7 protein-coding genes are annotated in these 17,395 nt (G+C 66.5%); 2 read left to right on the forward strand and 5 right to left on the reverse strand.

Annotation, left to right across the window (positions count from 1 at the left end; genetic code table 11):
- Positions 1-361 precede the first annotated feature (361 nt).
- A complete protein-coding gene (locus tag BMX85_RS09010; RefSeq protein WP_090316042.1) occupies positions 362-3,202 on the forward strand; it encodes a TonB-dependent receptor domain-containing protein in 2,841 nt (946 codons plus the stop codon).
- Positions 3,203-3,254: 52 nt separating this feature from the next.
- Here the strand turns inward: BMX85_RS09010 and BMX85_RS09015 are convergent, their stop codons facing one another.
- Together BMX85_RS09015 and aroG are read right to left on the reverse strand one after the other, a co-directional pair.
- Positions 3,255-6,176, reverse strand: coding sequence for a TonB-dependent receptor domain-containing protein (locus BMX85_RS09015; RefSeq protein WP_090316045.1), 2,922 nt, complete (start codon positions 6,174-6,176; stop codon positions 3,255-3,257).
- A gap of 268 nt (positions 6,177-6,444) precedes the next feature.
- The gene (gene aroG / locus BMX85_RS09020; protein ID WP_090316047.1) at positions 6,445-7,524 is read right to left on the reverse strand and encodes a 3-deoxy-7-phosphoheptulonate synthase AroG; all 1,080 of its coding nucleotides are present in this window, start codon (positions 7,522-7,524) and stop codon (positions 6,445-6,447) included.
- A gap of 554 nt (positions 7,525-8,078) precedes the next feature.
- Between aroG and BMX85_RS09025 the strand changes: the two genes are divergently transcribed.
- Positions 8,079-10,751, forward strand: a complete 2,673-nt coding sequence (locus BMX85_RS09025) for a TonB-dependent receptor (RefSeq protein ID WP_229210361.1) — start codon at positions 8,079-8,081, stop codon at positions 10,749-10,751.
- A gap of 54 nt (positions 10,752-10,805) precedes the next feature.
- Here BMX85_RS09025 and tldD read toward each other — a convergent pair whose 3' ends face one another.
- From tldD to BMX85_RS09040, 3 genes are read right to left on the reverse strand one after another with little or no spacing between them, the layout of a single operon-like run.
- Complete coding sequence (tldD, locus tag BMX85_RS09030) at positions 10,806-12,266, reverse strand: metalloprotease TldD (RefSeq protein WP_090316056.1); 1,461 nt, start codon at positions 12,264-12,266, stop codon at positions 10,806-10,808.
- A gap of 42 nt (positions 12,267-12,308) precedes the next feature.
- Positions 12,309-13,106, reverse strand: coding sequence for a carbon-nitrogen hydrolase family protein (locus BMX85_RS09035; RefSeq protein WP_229210362.1), 798 nt, complete (start codon positions 13,104-13,106; stop codon positions 12,309-12,311).
- A gap of 50 nt (positions 13,107-13,156) precedes the next feature.
- Positions 13,157-17,392, reverse strand: a complete 4,236-nt coding sequence (locus tag BMX85_RS09040) for a YhdP family protein (protein WP_090316059.1) — start codon at positions 17,390-17,392, stop codon at positions 13,157-13,159.
- Positions 17,393-17,395 lie beyond the last annotated feature (3 nt).

The raw sequence follows: 17,395 nt of genomic DNA on the forward strand, positions 1-17,395 counted from the left end.
CCGGGTTTTTCACGTTCCGCGCCGCGGGTGCGGCAGGTTGTTGTGGAAATCCCACGCCCGGGCCCGGTATTGATCCAGTTTCATCATGATTAGTTCCGCACAAACATTGCACCGCCGGCCGGCGCGCCCGCCGTACAATCACTTCCGTTTTAATAGCGGCGCGCACATTCGATGCGCGCCTGCCCTCCCCTCACCAAATTAGAGCGTTTTCCCGCGCGAACTTGGCGCGCGCCGGCGCCGCGCGGGCGTGCGCAGCTCGGGCTAGCGCGCCGTCGCTTGCCGATTGACAGTGCTTCGCGCCAAATGATTTGATGAGTCAAGAGACCCGCCCGTGTGTCTCGTTCAAATCGGGAGTTAAACAATGATGGTTGAAACAGTATTGTCACGATCGGTACGGTTGATCTGCGCCGGCGGCCTGGCCTTCGGCATGCACGCGGCCGTCGCGCAGAGCGGGGACGCGGCGATCCAGCGCGTCGAGATCACCGGCTCGAGCATCAAACGCATCACCGCCGAGGGCGCGCTGCCGGTGCAGACGCTGTCGAAGGCGCAGATCGAACAAAGCGGCGCGGCCAGCGTGGCCGACCTGATCGCCACGTTGCCGTCGATGCAGGGCTTCACCACCTCGTCGATGTCGGTCAACGGCGGCGGCGGCGGCCTGCAATCGGCGTCGATCCACTCGATCGGCGAAGGCTACACCCTGGTGCTGCTCAACGGGCGCCGCCTGGCGCCGGCCACGTCCGGCTCGACCGTCAACCTGGCCAGCATCCCGCTGGCGGCGGTCGAGCGCGTCGAGATCCTGACCGACGGCGCCAACACCCTGTACGGCTCGGACGCGATCGCCGGCGTGGTCAACTTCATCCTCAAGAAAAACCAGACCGACGCCATCATCGAAGGCTCGTACAGCCAGCCGCGCAGCCGCGGCGGCCGCACCCAGACCGCGTCGATCTCCAAGGGCTGGGGCGACATCGACAAGGATGGCTTCAACGTGCTGGTGTCGGCCTCGCACGACGAGACCAAGGCCTCGTGGGCGCGCGACCGCGACTTTTCCAAGAGCGGCGTGATCCCGTTCTCGGCGAACGGCAAGAACTACAGCCTCTACCAGCTGAGCTCGAACTCGATGCCCGGCACCGCCACCGTCCAGTACACCAACGCCGACCAGTCGGCCGGCAGCGTGCTGTTCAGCCCCAACCTGCTGGCCACCGGCGCCTGCAACGGCAGCAACCTGTTCCGCATCAGCCCGACCCGCTGCCAGTTCGACTACGCCGCCACCGTGCAAAACACGCCGGCCATCAAGCGCGACAGCGTGTTCGCCTCGCTCAACTATAAAATCAGCGACAGCGCCAACTTCTTCGCCGAGGCGCTCGGCTCGTCGTTCACCAACACCGCCCAGTACGCGCCGCCGGCCCAGCCGCTGGGCGTGCCGCTCAACAGCGCGCTGTACGCGCGCGCCATCGCGCCGTACCTGGCGCGGGTCGGCGTGCCGGCCGGCGCCACCGTCGACAGCGCGACGATGAGCCTGCGCCTGGTCGACGCCGGCGGCCGCGCCGACAACTACAAAACCGTCGCCAAGCACCTCGCCTTCGGCGTCGATGGCGGCTTCAAGGGATTCGACTACCGCGCCGCGTTCACCCACTCGGAAAACAAGCAGACCGACACCGCCGCCGGCGGCTACATGAGCCTGAACGCCTTCGACGCCCTGGTCACCTCCGGCGCCTTCGACCCGTTCGCGCCGCCGGGCACCTCGCAAGCCATCCTGGCGCCGGCCGTGCTGGACGTCCAGTTCGGCGAGACCAAGTCGACGCTCGACCAGATCCAGGCCAGCGCCACGACCGAACTGTTCAAGATGCCGGCCGGCGCGGCCCAGCTGGCCGTCGGCGCCGACTTCACGCGGCAGAAGTATTCGGAGGCGCCGAGCGCCTACAACCAGGGGCCGAACAAGCAGCAGCCCGACTTCACCGACGCCGCCGTCGGCGGCACCTCGGGCGCGCTGCCGGTCGACGCCAGCCGCAAGAACTGGGGCGCCTACGGCGAGCTGCTGCTGCCGGTGCTCAAGAACATGGACCTGACCGCCTCGACCCGCTACGACGACTTCGGCGCCGTCACCAACGACAAGAACTTCGACGCCGACGGCAACCTGCTCGGCTCGGGCAAGCAGGGCAAGACCGCCAGCAAGGCCACCTACAAGCTGGCGCTGCGCTGGAATCCGGTCGAGATGCTGCTGGTGCGCGCGTCGTACGGCACCGGCTTCAAGGCCCCGGTGCTGACCGACATCGTCAAGCCGCTGGTCAACGGCGGCTCGTCGCAATTCCATAACTGCCCGATCACCTCGCCGACCGATCCGCGCTACCGCCTGTGCCACGGCCCGGCCGAATACGCGCTGCTCACCGGCGGCAACGCCGCCACCGGCGAGGGCGCGCTGCTGCCGGAGGAATCGAAGCAGGCCACCTTGGGCTTCCGCCTCGAGCCGATTCCCAGCCTGTCGCTCGGCTTCGACTTCTGGGACGTCAAGCTGACCAACCAGATCGCCACGTTGTCGGAAAACCTGGTGTTCGAGAATCCGGCCGTGTACGACAGCCTGCTGCGCAGCTACTTCGACCCGATCCAGAAGCAGGACGTGCTGGTGGCGGCGCTGACGCCGTTCAACCTGTCGACCGCGCACTACCAGGGCATCGACTGGGACCACACCTACCGCACCAGCACGGCGCTGGGCAAGGTCGCGCTGCAGTGGACCGGCACCTTCATGACCAAGGCCGAGCAGGACAACCCCGGCACCGGGCTGGAGAAGAACATCGGCCGCTTCAACTCGTACGCCGACGTCACCTTCCGCGTGATCTCGAAGCTGACCGCGTCGCTGCGCACCAATATGTTCCTGCACTCGCTGACGGCCAACTACCACTCGGGCTACACCGACCAGGAGTACAACGAGGACAACTCGGTGGTGCGCGAGGTGCTGGCCGACGGCAGCCTCGGCGGCTACGTGCCGCTGACGCGCCGGGTCAGTTCGTACACCACGTTCGACTGGCAGACCAAGGCGCAGCTGACCAAGCAGTTCTCGCTGACGGCCGGCATCAAGAACCTGGCCGACATGGACCCGCCGTTCACCATGCGCAACGCCGGCGGCGGCAACCAGTCGGGTTACGACGGCCGCTATACCGACCCGCTGGGCCGCACCTTCTACCTGACCGGCAATTACAAGTTTTAAGCCCGGCTGCAACGATCGAAAAGGACTCCTCGGAGTCCTTTTTTTTGCGCCGTCAGAAGCGGTAATTGCCGGTGAGGTAGAACGAGCGTCCGCGCGGATCGCTGTAGCGGGCGTCATACCCGAGCTGGTTGCCGCCGCCGGCGTTCTGCAACGTCAGCGGCGGGTCGCGGTCGAACAGGTTCCTGATCCCGGCCGTGAGCGAAAAGGCGCCGAAGTCATACTTGCCCTGCCAATCGACGGTGGTGTACGACGCCGTGCGCAAACCCTCGAACGCCACCGACCCGCCGATGCTTCCATCGGGCGCCACCGCGAAGATCGCCGTGTCGAGCGGATACGGCTGGTCGCGGTAGCCCGAACGGTAATTGGCCGTCAAGGTGTTGGTCAGCTTGCCCGTGACCAGGCTCAGATTCACATGGCTCTGCCAGCGGAACACCACCGCGTTGTCCGGCCCGAAGCGCCCCAGGTCCGACTGCACCTCGCCGCCGGCGGTGGTGGTGTAATCCTGCTTGAGCATGTAGGTGCCGTTCCACGCCGCCCGCAGATCGCCGGCGCGCGAGCGCAGCCGGTAGCTGAAGTCCCAATCGATACCCCGGTAGTTGGCGACGCCGCCGTTGATCGGCGCCAGGATGTAGCCGATCGTGGTGTAGCCGGCCGGGTCCGGATACGGATTGACGAACAGCCGCTGGTAGGCCTGCGGATTGGCGAAGCCCACCTGCTCCGGCACGCCCGCCGACAACACCTGGTTGCGGATCTGCACGTTCCACAAATCCATTCCCAGCGACAGGCCGGCCAGCGGCTCGACCCGCCCGCCGACGGTCCATTGCTTCGACTTCTCCGGCTGCAGCCCCTCGGCGCCGCTGGCGCCGTTCGGCCCGGTGAGCAAATCATATTGCGCCGAACCCACCTGGCAACCGCGCGAGCCGGGGAACGGGCAGGCGTAGCTGCCGGCCGTGCTGCCGAAGAAGGTCGGCGAACCGGCGATGTCGTTGATGTTGGGCGCCTTGAAGCCGGTGCCGTACGAGGCGCGCAGCAGCACCGTGTCGAGCGGCGTCCAGCGCGCGCTGACCTTGTACGTCGCCTTGCTGAAGTCGTTGCCGACGTCGCCGCCGGGCAGGCGCTGGCGCAGGCCGCTGGCGTCGGCCAGCCGCTCGAAGATGTAGCCGCTGTGGGTTTTGTCGTAGCTGTCGTAGCGCGCGGCGACGGTCGCCTCCAGCGTCCTGGCGGCCGGCAGCAGCAGCTCGGTGAACAGGCCCCAGTTGTCGCGCTTGGCGTCGAACGGCACCTGGCCGTAGCTGCCGCCGACCGGGTAGTTGGCCGACGCCGGCTGGGTCGCGTAGCCGGAACCCGACAGGATGGTCGGATGGTAGCCGGTCTGGTAGCGCGTCTTGGAAAAGTCGCCGCCCAGCGAGACGATGGCCGTGCCGCCCGGCAGGTTGAACAGGTCGTGCTGCGCCGCCCCGTGCAAGGTGTCGAGTTTGGAGTCGGTCCGGGAGAACACGGTGCCGTCGACCAGCGCGCCGCGCAGCTGTTCGGCGCCGGCGCCGGTCACCGGATCGTAGGCGCCGGCGGCCACCAGCGCCGACAGCTTGTCGTAGTCGGAATAGCCGCCGGCGGCCACGTCCTTGAGCTTGGCTTTCGACAGGATCAGGCTGGCGTTCCAGCTCCAGCCGAAATGGTTGCCGTCGATGCCGGCGGCGAAGTGGCGGGCGTCGGTCTGGTACTTGTCGGCGCGCCCGCCGATCAGCACCGAGCGGTAGCCCAAGGTCGCCTCGCCGCTGGGGTTCTCCAGGTTGTTGGCGTCCAGGTAGGGCTGCACGTAGCGCGCGTACAGTTGCGGGAAGCGGTCGGTGGCGTTGACGCCCATCGGCTGCGCCGACGGCGCGAACTGGGCGATCATCGCGTAGCTCGACAGCATCAGTTCGCCCCACACCGAGACCGTGTCGCCGAGCTTCAACGTGCCCTTGAGCAGGCCGCTGTCGCGGTGCGAACCGGGAATGTTCTCCACCGTCGACGCATAGTTGAAGCGGCACTGCGTGCCCTGCGGCCCGGCCAGCGGACCGCCGCAATTGCCGTTGGCGGCCAGGTAGGGATTGATCGCCACGCCGCTGGTCTCGACCGTGTCGGCCGCGCCGCGCGGGCGCACGTTGAAGGTGATGTTGGCCGGCTCGGTGTTGCCGGTGCGTTGGTCGAAGTAATACTGGCGCCCGCCGCTGCCGAAGCGGAAGAAGGCACCGCGCGCCGAAAAGTCGCGCTGCAGCGCCGTCAGCCGTTTCTGCTCGTCGTGGCTGTACGAGGCCAGGATGTTCCAGCGGTCCTTTTCCAGGTCGCCCCAGCCCTTGGTGATCCCCGCGCTCGACCATCCGCCGGCCGACGACTTGCCCGGCTGGCCGTAGGTGGCGAACGCCTCGCCCGTGGTCAGGTTCTTTTTCAGGATGAAGTTGACCACGCCGGCGATCGCGTCCGACCCGTACAAGGCGGAGGCGCCGTCGGCCAGGATCTCGACCCGCTCGACCGCCGCCAGCGGGATGCTCTCGATGTTGACCGCGTAGCCGCCGCCCTGGCTCGAGCCGAGCGCGCTCGGCGCCATGCGCTGGCCGTCCACCAGCACCAGCGTGTACTTCGACGGCAACGAGTGCAGCGCGGCCGTGGTGACACCGGCGCCGCCGCCGTTGACCGAGCTCGACGCCGGAACGAAGCCCTGCATCGACGGTTGCATCTGGATCAGTTCGGTGGCCGAGGTGGCGCCGCTCTGCCGGATCTCGGCCGCGCTCAGCACCTGCACCGGCAGCGCGCCCTCCCTGGCGATGCGCTTGATCGACGAGCCGGTGATTTCCACGCGCGGCATGACGGGATTGCCGGTCGCCGCCTCCTGCGCGAGGACCGGCGCCGGCAGCGCCAGCAGGCCGAGCGCGCAATACGCGCCCCCGGCGAACATCATGCGCAACGAACGGCACAACACTGTTTCCTGCATCATGGCAAACCTCCGATGTTTGGAAAAACACCGCTCCAACGCCCGCCGCCGGGGTGGCAACGGGTCGCGCTCATGATCGGCGTTTTTTACTTCGGGAAGGTGTCCATCGACACCTGGCGTGGTTGATATAAAAACATGCCACGGAATTAAGTGTCAACCGGTCTTGGCGGCCGATTCGGGGTTCTTACAACAGCCTGGCCGCGCGATGCAAAAACAAACGGCCCCATATGGCGACTGGGGCCGTTTGTTGCCGGAGCGTAGCGCGGCAATTTTACTTCGAGGCAGCTTCCGCCGCCTGCGTGGCCAGGCGGCGCTGGCGCACGGCGGCGGCCAGGCCTTGCAGCACCTGCACGCTGCTGTCCCAATCGATGCAACCGTCGGTCACCGACTGGCCGTACGTCAGTTCCTTGCCCGGCACCAGGTCCTGGCGGCCCGCCACCAGGTGCGACTCGACCATCACGCCGACGATGCGGTTGTCGCCGCCGGCCACCTGCCGGGCGATGTCGGCGCACACCGGCACCTGGTTCTCCGGCTTTTTGGAACTGTTGGCGTGCGAGGCGTCGATCATCAGGCGCGCGGCCAGGCCTTGCGCGGCGATCGCCTTGCACGCTTCCTCGACGCTGGCGGCGTCGTAGTTGGGCGCCTTGCCGCCGCGCAGGATGATGTGGCAATCCTCGTTGCCGGCGGTCGAGACGATGGCCGAGTGGCCGCCCTTGGTGACCGACAGGAAATGGTGCGGCTGCGAGGCGGCCTTGATCGCCTCGACGGCGATCTTGACGTTGCCGTCGGTGCCGTTCTTGAAGCCGACCGGACAGGACAGGCCGGAGGCCAGCTCGCGGTGCACCTGCGACTCGGTGGTGCGGGCGCCGATCGCGCCCCAGCTGATCAGGTCGGCGATGTACTGCGGGCTGATGACGTCGAGATATTCGGTGCCGGCCGGCAGGCCCAGTTCGTTGATGTCGCGCAGCAGCTCGCGCGCCATGCGCAGGCCGTCGTTGATGCGGAAGCTGCTGTCCATGTACGGGTCGTTGATCATGCCCTTCCAGCCGACGGTGGTGCGCGGCTTCTCGAAATACACGCGCATGACGATTTCCAGCTCGCCGGCCAGTTCGCGGCGCAGGTGGATCAGGCGGTTGGCGTATTCCATCGCCGCCTTCGGATCGTGGATCGAGCACGGGCCGATGACCACCATCAGGCGGTCGTCCTGGCCGTGCAGGATGCGGTGCAGCGCGATGCGGGCGTTGGCGGCGGTGTGCTCGGCCGCTTCGCTGCAGGCGAACTCGCGGATCAGGTGCGACGGTGGAACCAATTCCTTCATCTCGCGGATGCGCAGATCGTCGGTACGGGGCATGCTGTTCTCCAGGTATTCAAAAATGTCGGGGTAAAAAAAAACCGCCTCATCAGGCGGTTTTTTCAGGATTTGCGGGAACTCGTTTTTACTTCTACGTGCACCGGCCGCTACTCCACCGCCTTGGGGTTGGAATCGCTAAAGTAAAAGTAGCCGGTAAAGAAGAAGTGGGTCATGAACGTGTTCGACAGGTATTGGGTAAATATCGTGGAATGACTATAACGCCAACGCGCGACGCTTGGCAAGCTATTTCTTGACTGGCTTCAATGCCGTCCCTACAAAAATTTACACCTGCGCATTCCTCTTTACATCTTATCGACTGTAAGCAATTGCAATCGCCGCGCCGCGCGCGCCGGCGCCAACCCTGGTGCTTTGCGCAGAAATCGCTCTTTACAGGTGTGAGGGTTTGCGACTGTTGGTTATCAGCACTGTTATTGAATGGTCATTGTCCGCTTGCCATGCCAAATGTTTTGATGGCTCGCCCCGCTTGTGCCAAGAGCCCAGGCCGGGCCGCAGATGAAAACCCACCCATCCAATATCCAGCAGGAGTAATAACAATGATGATTGAAACAGCGATGTCCCGCACCTTGCGCCTGATGTTCGCCGGCGGCCTGGCGGTGTCGATGCACGCCCATGCGCAAATCCAGTCCGACCCGCAGTCCGACGGCAACGACGCCGGCATGCAGCGCGTGGAAGTGACCGGTTCCAGCATCAAGCGCCTGGCGTCGGAAACGGCGTTGCCGATCACCACCATCAAGGCCAGCGACTTCGTCAAGCAAGGCTTGACGACGGCGGCCGAAGTGCTCAACACCATTTCGATGAACCAGAGCTCGACCGGCAGCAGCCAGTCGGTCGGCTCCGGCACCGGCGGCGTCGCCAGCGCCGACCTGCGCGGCCTGGGCGCCAACAAGACCCTGGTGCTGCTCAACGGCCGCCGCATCGCCAGCCATCCGTTCAACGGCTCCAGCGTCGACCTCAACATCATTCCGCTGTCGGCGCTGGAGCGGGTCGAAGTGCTGCGCGACGGCGCCTCGGCCATCTACGGCACCGACGCCATCGGCGGCGTCATCAACTTCATCACCAAGCGCGAAGTGCAAGGCCTGACCGTCAGCGTCGAACGCTTCCAGCCGCAGGCCAGCGGCGCCGGTGGCGAATCGCGCCTGAACCTGTCGGGCGGCTTCGGCGACCTCGACAAGGATGGCTACAACTTCTTCGGCGTGGTCGACCTGCACAAGCAGACCGCGCTGGCCGCCGCCGACCGCGACTTCGCCGGCACCAGCGTGCGGCCCGACCGCGGCGTCAACAACAGCAGCGGCACCTCGCAGCCGGGCAACTTCTTCTCCGACAATGGCATCACCGGCAATCCGTACTACGCCGGCGGCTGCGTCGGCAAGGGCTTAGTTGCCAACACCGTCGCCAACGCCGCCAACGGCACCTGCCGCACCGATACCACCCAGTACATCCAGGCGATTCCGAAGACGCAGCAGGAATCCTTCCTCGGCAGGGCCACCTTCAAGCTGGGCGGCGACAACCTCGCCACGGTCGAATACCTGCACAGCCGCAGCACCAACGCCAGCGCCATCGCGCCGTCGCCGCTGACGGGCCTGACCCTGACCTCGGCCAGCCCGTACTATCCGGGCGGCAGCGGCGGCGTGCCGGCCGTCGCCGGGCTGACCGGCGAAAACCTCAGCGTCAACTGGCGCACCGTGGCCGCCGGCAACCGCATGGGCTACGACACCAGCATCTCCGACCGCCTGGTGCTGGGCTCGGAGGGCCTGGTGGCCGGCTGGGACTACAACGTCGGCCTGACCTGGGCCGTCAGCAAGGCCAGCAGCGCCTTCGTCGGCGGCTACACCAACGACTCGCTGATGCAGGCCGGCGTGCTCAACGGCACGCTCAATCCGTTCGGCGCGCAATCGGCCGCGGGCCAGGCCTACATCGACGCGGCGCAACTGCGCGGCGAATACCTGTCGGCCAAGATGACCAGCGTCGGCGTCGACGCCAAGGTCAGCCGCGAGATCTTCCGCCTGCCGGCCGGCGCGGTCGGCTTCGCCGTCGGCACCGAGTTCCGTCACGACAAGGCCAGCTACGACGTCAACACCGAGCTGGCCTCGCAGGCGTCGAGCTCGGGCTATGCCGACGCCCAGGACCAGGCCGGCCAGCGCAACATCGCCGCGCTGTACTCGGAGCTGAGCGTGCCGCTGGCCAAGGACGTGGAGCTGTCGATGGCCGCGCGCTACGACCACTACAACGACGTCGGCGGCAGCTTCAATCCGAAGATCGGCCTGCGCTGGCAGCCGGCCAAGGAACTGCTGCTGCGCACCTCGTTCAACACCGGCTTCCGCGCGCCGACCTTGTACGACCTGCACGGTCCGGCCACGTCGACCTTCACCAGCAACTCGTATGACGATCCGGTGCTGTGTCCCGGCGGCACGGCGGCGGCTGGCGCCAATCCCAACCTGGCGTGCAACCAGCAGCAGTACATCCGCAGCGGCGGCAACATCAATCTGAACCCGGAGAAATCGAAGACCTTCAGCATCGGCGCGGTGTTCGAGCCGACCAACGCGCTCAGCATGTCGCTCGACTATTTCAATATCAAGATCAAGGACAAGATCGGCACGGTGTCGGAGACCACCATCTTCGACAACTACGACAAGTACGCCAGCTACTTCGTCTACTCGGCCGACGGCAAGACCTTGCAGTATGTGAACGCGGTGCTGGACAACCTGGGCGAGGTGCACACGTCGGGCATCGACGCCAGCCTGCGCTGGAAATTGCCGCGCAGCGCGGCCGGCGACTTCAGCTTCGTGGTCGACGGCACCTGGGTGCACAGCTATGAATACCAGAACGAACCGGGCGGCGCGTATGTGGAAAATGTCGGCGTCTATGCGGAGAATTCACCGGTGTTCCGCTGGAAGCACAACGCGGCGATCAACTGGAAGAAGGGTCCGTGGAGCGCCAGTTTCGCCAACAAGTACATGAGCGGTTATGTCGACCAGAACGACGTGGCGGACGCTTATTATCACAAGGTGCGCGCGTATTCGACGTATTCGCTGTCGGCCAGTTATGCCGGGATCAAGAATACGGATTTGACGGTGGGGATCAAGAATCTGTTCGACACCAATCCGCCATATACCAACCAGGGCACGACGTTCCAGAGTGGTTACGATCCGCGTTACACCGATCCGTTGGGCCGGACGTTTTATGTGAAGGCGACGTATAAGTTTTAACGTATGATTGAACCGGACCCCGGATGCAGGGGTTCGGTTTCAGCTTGTACCGATTTACGCGGTGCCGCCAACCGTCACGCCGTCGATGCGCAAGGTCGGCTGGCCGACGCCGACCGGCACGCTCTGCCCTTCCTTGCCGCACACGCCGACACCCGGGTCCAGCCGCATGTCGTTGCCGATCATCGCGACCCGGTTCAACACCTCCGGGCCGTTGCCGATCAGCGTCGCGCCCTTGACCGGATACGTGATCTTGCCGTTCTCCACCATATACGCCTCGCTGGCCGAGAACACGAACTTGCCGTTGGTGATGTCGACCTGGCCGCCGCCGAAATTGACCGCGTACAGCCCGTTCTTGACCGACGCCAGGATCTCCTCCGGGTCCTTGTCGCCGCCCAGCATGTAGGTGTTAGTCATGCGCGGCATCGGCAGGTGCGCGAACGATTCGCGCCGGGCGTTGCCGGTCACCGGCATCTTCATCAGGCGCGCGTTCATCGTGTCCTGGATGTAGCCTTTCAGGATGCCGTCCTCGATCAGCGTGGTGCACTGGGTCGGATTGCCTTCGTCGTCGATGTTGAGCGAACCGCGGCGATCGGCCAGGGTGCCGTCGTCCACCACCGTCACGCCCTTGGCGGCGACGCGCTCGCCGATGCGGCCGGAGAACGTCGACGAACCCTTGCGGTTGAAGTCGCCCTCGAGGCCGTGGCCGATCGCCTCGTGCAGCAGGATGCCGGGCCAGCCCGGTCCCAGCACGACCGTCATCGGCCCGGCCGGCGCCGGGCGCGCGTCCAGGTTGACGACCGCCGACTTGACCGCCTCGGTGGCGTAGAAGTCGAGCAAGCTGTCGCTGAAGTAAGCGTAATCGTAGCGGCCGCCGCCGCCGGACGAGCCCACCTCGCGCCGGCCGTTCTGCTCGACGATGACCGTCAGCGAGACCCGCACCAGCGGCCGGATGTCGGCCGCCAGCACGCCGTCGCTGCGCACCACCAGCACCACGTCGTATTCGCCGGCCAGGCCCGCCATCACCTGCACCACGCGCGGATCCTTGGCGCGCGCCATCTTCTCGATGCGCTCGAGCAGCTTGACCTTGGCGGTCGCGTCCAGCGACGCCAGCGGATCGTTGGGCAGGTACAGCGAGCGCCCGCCGGTCGGCGTCATCGCCCCGGCCACCTTGATCTTGCCGGCGCCGGCGCGGGCGATGGTGCGGGTCGCGGCGGCCGCGTCCAGCAGCGCCGCTTCGGAAATCTCGTCGGAGTAGGCGAAGGCGGTCTTGTCGCCGGAGATGGCGCGCACGCCGACGCCCTGGTCGATCGAGAAGCTGCCGGTCTTGACGATGCCCTCCTCCAGGCTCCAGCCCTCGTTTTTGGTGAACTGGAAATACAGGTCGGCATAGTCGACCTTGTGCGTGAACATCGCGCCCAGCGTCTTGAGCAGCTTGGCCTCGTCCAGTCCGAACGGCGTCAGCAGGATATCGCGGGCGACGGCCAGGGTGGACAGGTTCGGTTCAAAAGGCTTCATGATGGTGCTCCGGTTCGGGATGGTTGCGCAATTGTACGGGGTTCACATGGTGCGGTGCTTCAGCGCCGGCAGGCTCTGGCGCACGCCGTCGATGAACAGCGGATCGATGTCGCCCTTGACCACGCCCTCGCCCTCGGCCAGCACGTCCTTGATCGCGCCCCACGGGTCGACCAGCATGCTGTGGCCCCAGGTGCGGCGGCCGTTCGGATGCATGCCTCCCTGCGCCGCCGCCAGCACGTAGCACTGGTTCTCGATGGCGCGCGCGCGCAGCAGGATTTCCCAGTGGGCCTGGCCGGTGGTGTAGGTGAAGGCGGCCGGCACGACGATCAGCGAGACCGCTCCCATCGCGCGGTACAGCTCGGGGAAGCGCAGGTCGTAGCAGACCGACATGCCGACCTTGCCGAACGGCGCCTCGACCACGCCGACGTTCTTGCCCGGCACGATGGTTTTCGATTCGTTGTACGACTCCGTGCCCTTGGTGAAGCCGAACAGGTGGATCTTGTCGTAGCGGCCGACGTGCTCGCCCTGGGCGTTGTAGACCAGGGTGGTGTTGACGACTTTTTCCGGGTCGTCCGACGCCAGCGGCAGGGTGCCGCCGATCAGCCAGATCTCCAGTTCGCGCGCCAGCGAGGACATGAAGTCCTGGATCGGGCCCCGCCCCAGCGGCTCGGCCACGGCCACCTTGTCGCTGTCGCTCAGGCCCATGATGGCCCAGTACTCGGGCAACAGCACCAGGCTGGCGCCGCCGTCGGCGGCCTGCTTCACCAGCCGGCGCGCGGTGGCGATGTTCTCCGTCACGGACGGCGAGGAAATCATTTGTACTGCGGCGACTTGAGTCATGGCGGTTCCAATCGTGGCTGGGGCGGGAAATGGCGGCGGGTCGGCGCGGATCACTGCGCGCCCTTGGCGGCCGGCGGCGGCTCCGCCTTGGCGCCGTCGAGTTTGGTGACCACGGGCGCCTTCCACGGCCCCGTGACCTGCATATGATAGGTCAGCGCCCGCATCACCGGCGCGCTGAGGAACAGCTGCGCCAGGAAGCTGCCCAGGCCGATGACCGGATTGACGGCCAGCGCGTAGACCAGCGGCGCCGTGCCCAGATTCACTTCCGGAATCACCACCACATGCAGGTTGGCGGTCTCGTTGGCGATATCGGCGGTGCCGTCCATCAACACCGTGGCGGCGACGCCGTGCATTTTCAAGTTGTCGGTCTTGGCGATGCCCTGGTGGATGCTGGCGTTGGCGGTGATGCCGTCGAACGCCAGGCCCTCGGAGAAGACGTCGTGGAAATCGAGCTTGAGCAGGCGCGGCAGGGCTTGCAGGCTCAGCACGCCCAGCAGCTTGGCCGCGCCCGGGTCCTGCTTGAGGAACTGGCCTTTTTCCACGTTCATCGTGATCTGGCCTTCCAGGCTCGGCAAATCAAGCGAATACGGCAGGCCTTTCCAGGCGATGTCGCCGCTGAGCGCGCCCTTGCCGTTCTTGACGGTGCCGACGAAGCCGAAGCGGTCCAGCAACTTGCCGGCGTCGGCGATGTCCAGCTTGAAATTGAGGCTGGTGTTGTGCGCGCCTTCGCGCGTGACCCATTTGCCGGTGCCGGTCAGCTCGCCGTCGGCGTTGGCCAGCGACAGCTTGTTGATGCGCCATTCGCGCGCCTTCTCGCTCGGCAGTTGCGCGTTGCTCGCTTGCAGCTCCAACTGGCCCAGCGGCTTGTTGAACAGTTCGAGCCGCTCGACCACCACGTCGAGCGCGGGGATCGACGCGGCCGCGCTCTTGCCGTCGGACAGCAGGTCCTGCACTTCTTTCGACGCCGACGCCGGGATCACCAGCGACGACAGGCGCGCCGTCACCTTGCCCAGGCCGTGGCCGGTGGACGGCTCGCTCCAGGTCAGGTAGCCGTTGGCCTGGGTCGAATCGATGCTGGCCTGCCACACCGTTTTCTGGCGGCTGACGCCGACGACGACATTTTCCAGCTTGCGGTCGCCGATGATCAGTTCGATGCTGCGGGCGGCGATGGTGTCCGGCACCACGTACTGGGCGAAGTCGGCGGCGTCGGCGTCCGGCGCGGTGGCGTCGGCGGTCGCGGGGGCGGTCGCGGGCGTCGGCGCATTCTTGCCGGCCACGCTGCCGCCGAAGTCCAGCCAGGAGTCGACGTTCAGCGCCGGCAGGCTGATGTTGACCGCCAGGCCGCTGTCCGGCTCCGGCGCCGGCGTGTTGACGCCGATGCCGCCGCGCACCAGTTTCCATGGCGACTTGACGATCTTCTGGCGCTGGTAGCGCGCCGCGATGCTGCTGCCCAGCGCGATGCGGATCTCGTCGTGCAGCGAGTTGTTGGCGTCCGGCGTCAGCCCGCTGGTCAGCAGGAATCGCAGCGGCAGCGCGTCCGGCGCCGCCTTGCCGACCGGCGCCGGCAAGTCCAGCCCCAACCCGGCCAGGCTGGAATCGACCGCCACCGTCAACTGGTGGTCGCGCACCGTCACCGTGCCGTTGTAGCGCGTGGCGCCGGAGAAATGGCTGCCCAGGCGCTGCATCACCGGCATCGTGTACTGCTTGCGGAAACCGTCGGCCGTCAGCATGCCGCCCAGCTTGATGACGATGGCGTTGTCGCGCTGGCTGCCGCCGGTGATCGAAATCGGCCCGTCCAGGAAGATGCCCGACAGCTGGTTCAGGTTGACGCCGTGCTCGTTGAATTCGATCTTGCCCTGCGCCGCCTGCACCGGCGGCAAGTCGTTCATCAAGGTGATGTCGTTGTTATTGAGCTGCAACGCGCCCTGCACCTTGGCGTCGATCATGTGCGACAGCGGCAGTTGCAGCTTGAGCGCCAAGGTGGCGTTGCCGCTGGCCTGGGTATCCTCGGTGAAGTGCGAGATCCAGTTCAATACCGGGCTGTTGGCGACGTATTTGAGGAATTCCTGCATCGGCGCGGCGGCGTTGCCGTCGATCTCCAGCATCGCGTCGTGGATCGTCAGGTCCGGGATCACCGCCTTGACCCTGGTCAGCGCGGCGCCGCCGGTGGTGGCAGTGTCGCCATGGATTTCCATGCGGGCGCGCTCGAACACGAAGCTGCCCTTGATGTGCTCGGCCTGCGGCCACAGCGGCAGCGGCTTGCCGTCCTTGCCCAGCACCTTGCCGTCTTGCAGGTAATGATTCGGCGAGTAATTCAGCTTGCCTTCGGTCAGCTTGCCGGCGACGCGGAACTCGCCTTGCGACGCGTGCTCGCCATGGAAGGGGAAATGCGCCAGGTCGCCGCGCAGGCGCACGCTGACGTCGCTGGCGACGCCGCCTTCGAGCGCGCCGCTCAGCCAGGCGCGCAGGTCGTGCGGCGTCTGCATCGGCAGGAAACGGTCGATGCGGTTGAGCTCGAAGTTGTTCAAGCTGCCGGTCAGGTCGGCCTTGCCCATGCCCTTGCCCGCCAGCGGCATCGTGTGCGTGCCGCGCAAGGTGCCGCTCAGGCCCTGCTGCAGGAACGCCATTTCATCGATCTGCAACAGCAGTTGGTTGTCCGGCTCGAACGACCAGCGCGCCTTCAGGTTCAGGCTGTCGAACGGCATGGCCGCGTCGCTGAACTGGTCCGGCATCTGCAATACCAGGTCCCGCGAATCCAGGCTGAAGCGGCCGCCCTTGTCGGTGGCGTCGATCGAGCCGGTCAGGTTGTCGAAGCCGGGAATGCCGGGCACGGCGGCGGTGGCCGGCGTCTTGCCGGCCTTCGGCTGCGCCGGACGCGGCGGCTGCGGCTGCAGCCCGACGCCCACCAGCTCGCCCTTGACGCGGTACGACTGCACCGCCGGGAAGGCGCCGCTCCACTCGGCGGCAAAGTCGCGCAGCAGGCCGCGCGGGGCGGCGTCGGCCAGCAGCTTGCGCCGGGCAGCGCTCAGCGGCAGGCGCTCGGCCAGGCCGGCGACGGTGCGCAGGTCCAGTTGCGGCGCCCGCAGCTGGAATTTCTGCGGCTTCGACGCGGTGGCCGCCACATACGTTTCCGACAGCGACGTCGGCGCCATCACCAGGCCGTCGCTGGTGGTCAGGGTCAGGTTGGTCAGCTCGATGCTGTGGCCGCGCTCGCCGAACTTTTGCACGCCGGCGCCCTTGGCGGCCGCCGACGCGAAAGCCGGGCTGTCCTCGCGGGCGGCGATGCGGCCGGTCAGCTCGCGCAGCTCGAGCCGCGGCAAGTCCTGGCCCAGCACCGCCGAGACGTCGCGCAGGCCCACGTCGGCGGTCACGGCGGTCAGGCGCGACTGGTCGAAACCGAGCCAGGTGCGCAGCGAGCCGCCACCGCTGTTGAGCACGAACGGGAAATCGATCCAGGCTTTCCAGGCGGCGACGTCGGTGTCGCGGATGTCGGCGTACAGCTCGCCTTTCCACATCGACACGTTGGACACGCGGCTGGCGAACGCGGGATGGCTGAAGTCGGCGCGCACGTCGAGCGGCGCGGCCAGCGCGGCCGGCGGCGTGGCCTTGAGCGCGAGCTGGTGGCGCAGCCATTTGTTGCGAAGCACCAGGGTGACGCCTTCCAGCGCCAGCGGCGCCGGCTTATTTGCGCGCAGGCGGTCGGTCCAGCGCACGCGGCCGTCGCGAATGACGATCTCGCGCTGCGACAGCAGCCAGTCGGCGGCCTTGCCGTCGCTCGGTTTGTCGGGGTCGAGATACATGCCGGCCGCAAACAGGCGGCCGTCGGCTTCGCGCCGCAGGTCGAGGTCGGGACGGGTCAGCACCAGCGATTCGAAACGGGGGCCGCCGGCCAGCACGCTCCACCACGACAGGGTGGCCGACACGCCGGGCAGCGCCAACGCCTGCCGGCCCTGGCTGTCGTGCAGCACGACATCGCCAAGGTACAGGCTGGGACGCAAGCCGTTCCAGGCAGCGTAAATGCGGGAAATGGTGACCTGGTTGCCGGCCGCGCGGCTGGCGGCGCGCTCGATATCGCCCTTGTAGTGGTCGATATTCGGCAGCACGGCATAGCGCAGCACCAGGAACAGGATGGTGAAGGCGAAATACAGTAGCAGAAGAAGCTTGACCGAGAACCCCAGCACATGGTGGGTGGCCAGATTGCAGAAACGGTAGGCGGCACGAAGCCGGTGCCAGCGGGCAGCCAACGGCCCCTCGTCTGTCACGGTCTCCTCTTCTTGTTTTTGCATCAA

This window comes from Duganella sp. CF517, from assembly GCF_900110275.1.
GTDB lineage: Bacteria > Pseudomonadota > Gammaproteobacteria > Burkholderiales > Burkholderiaceae_D > Rugamonas.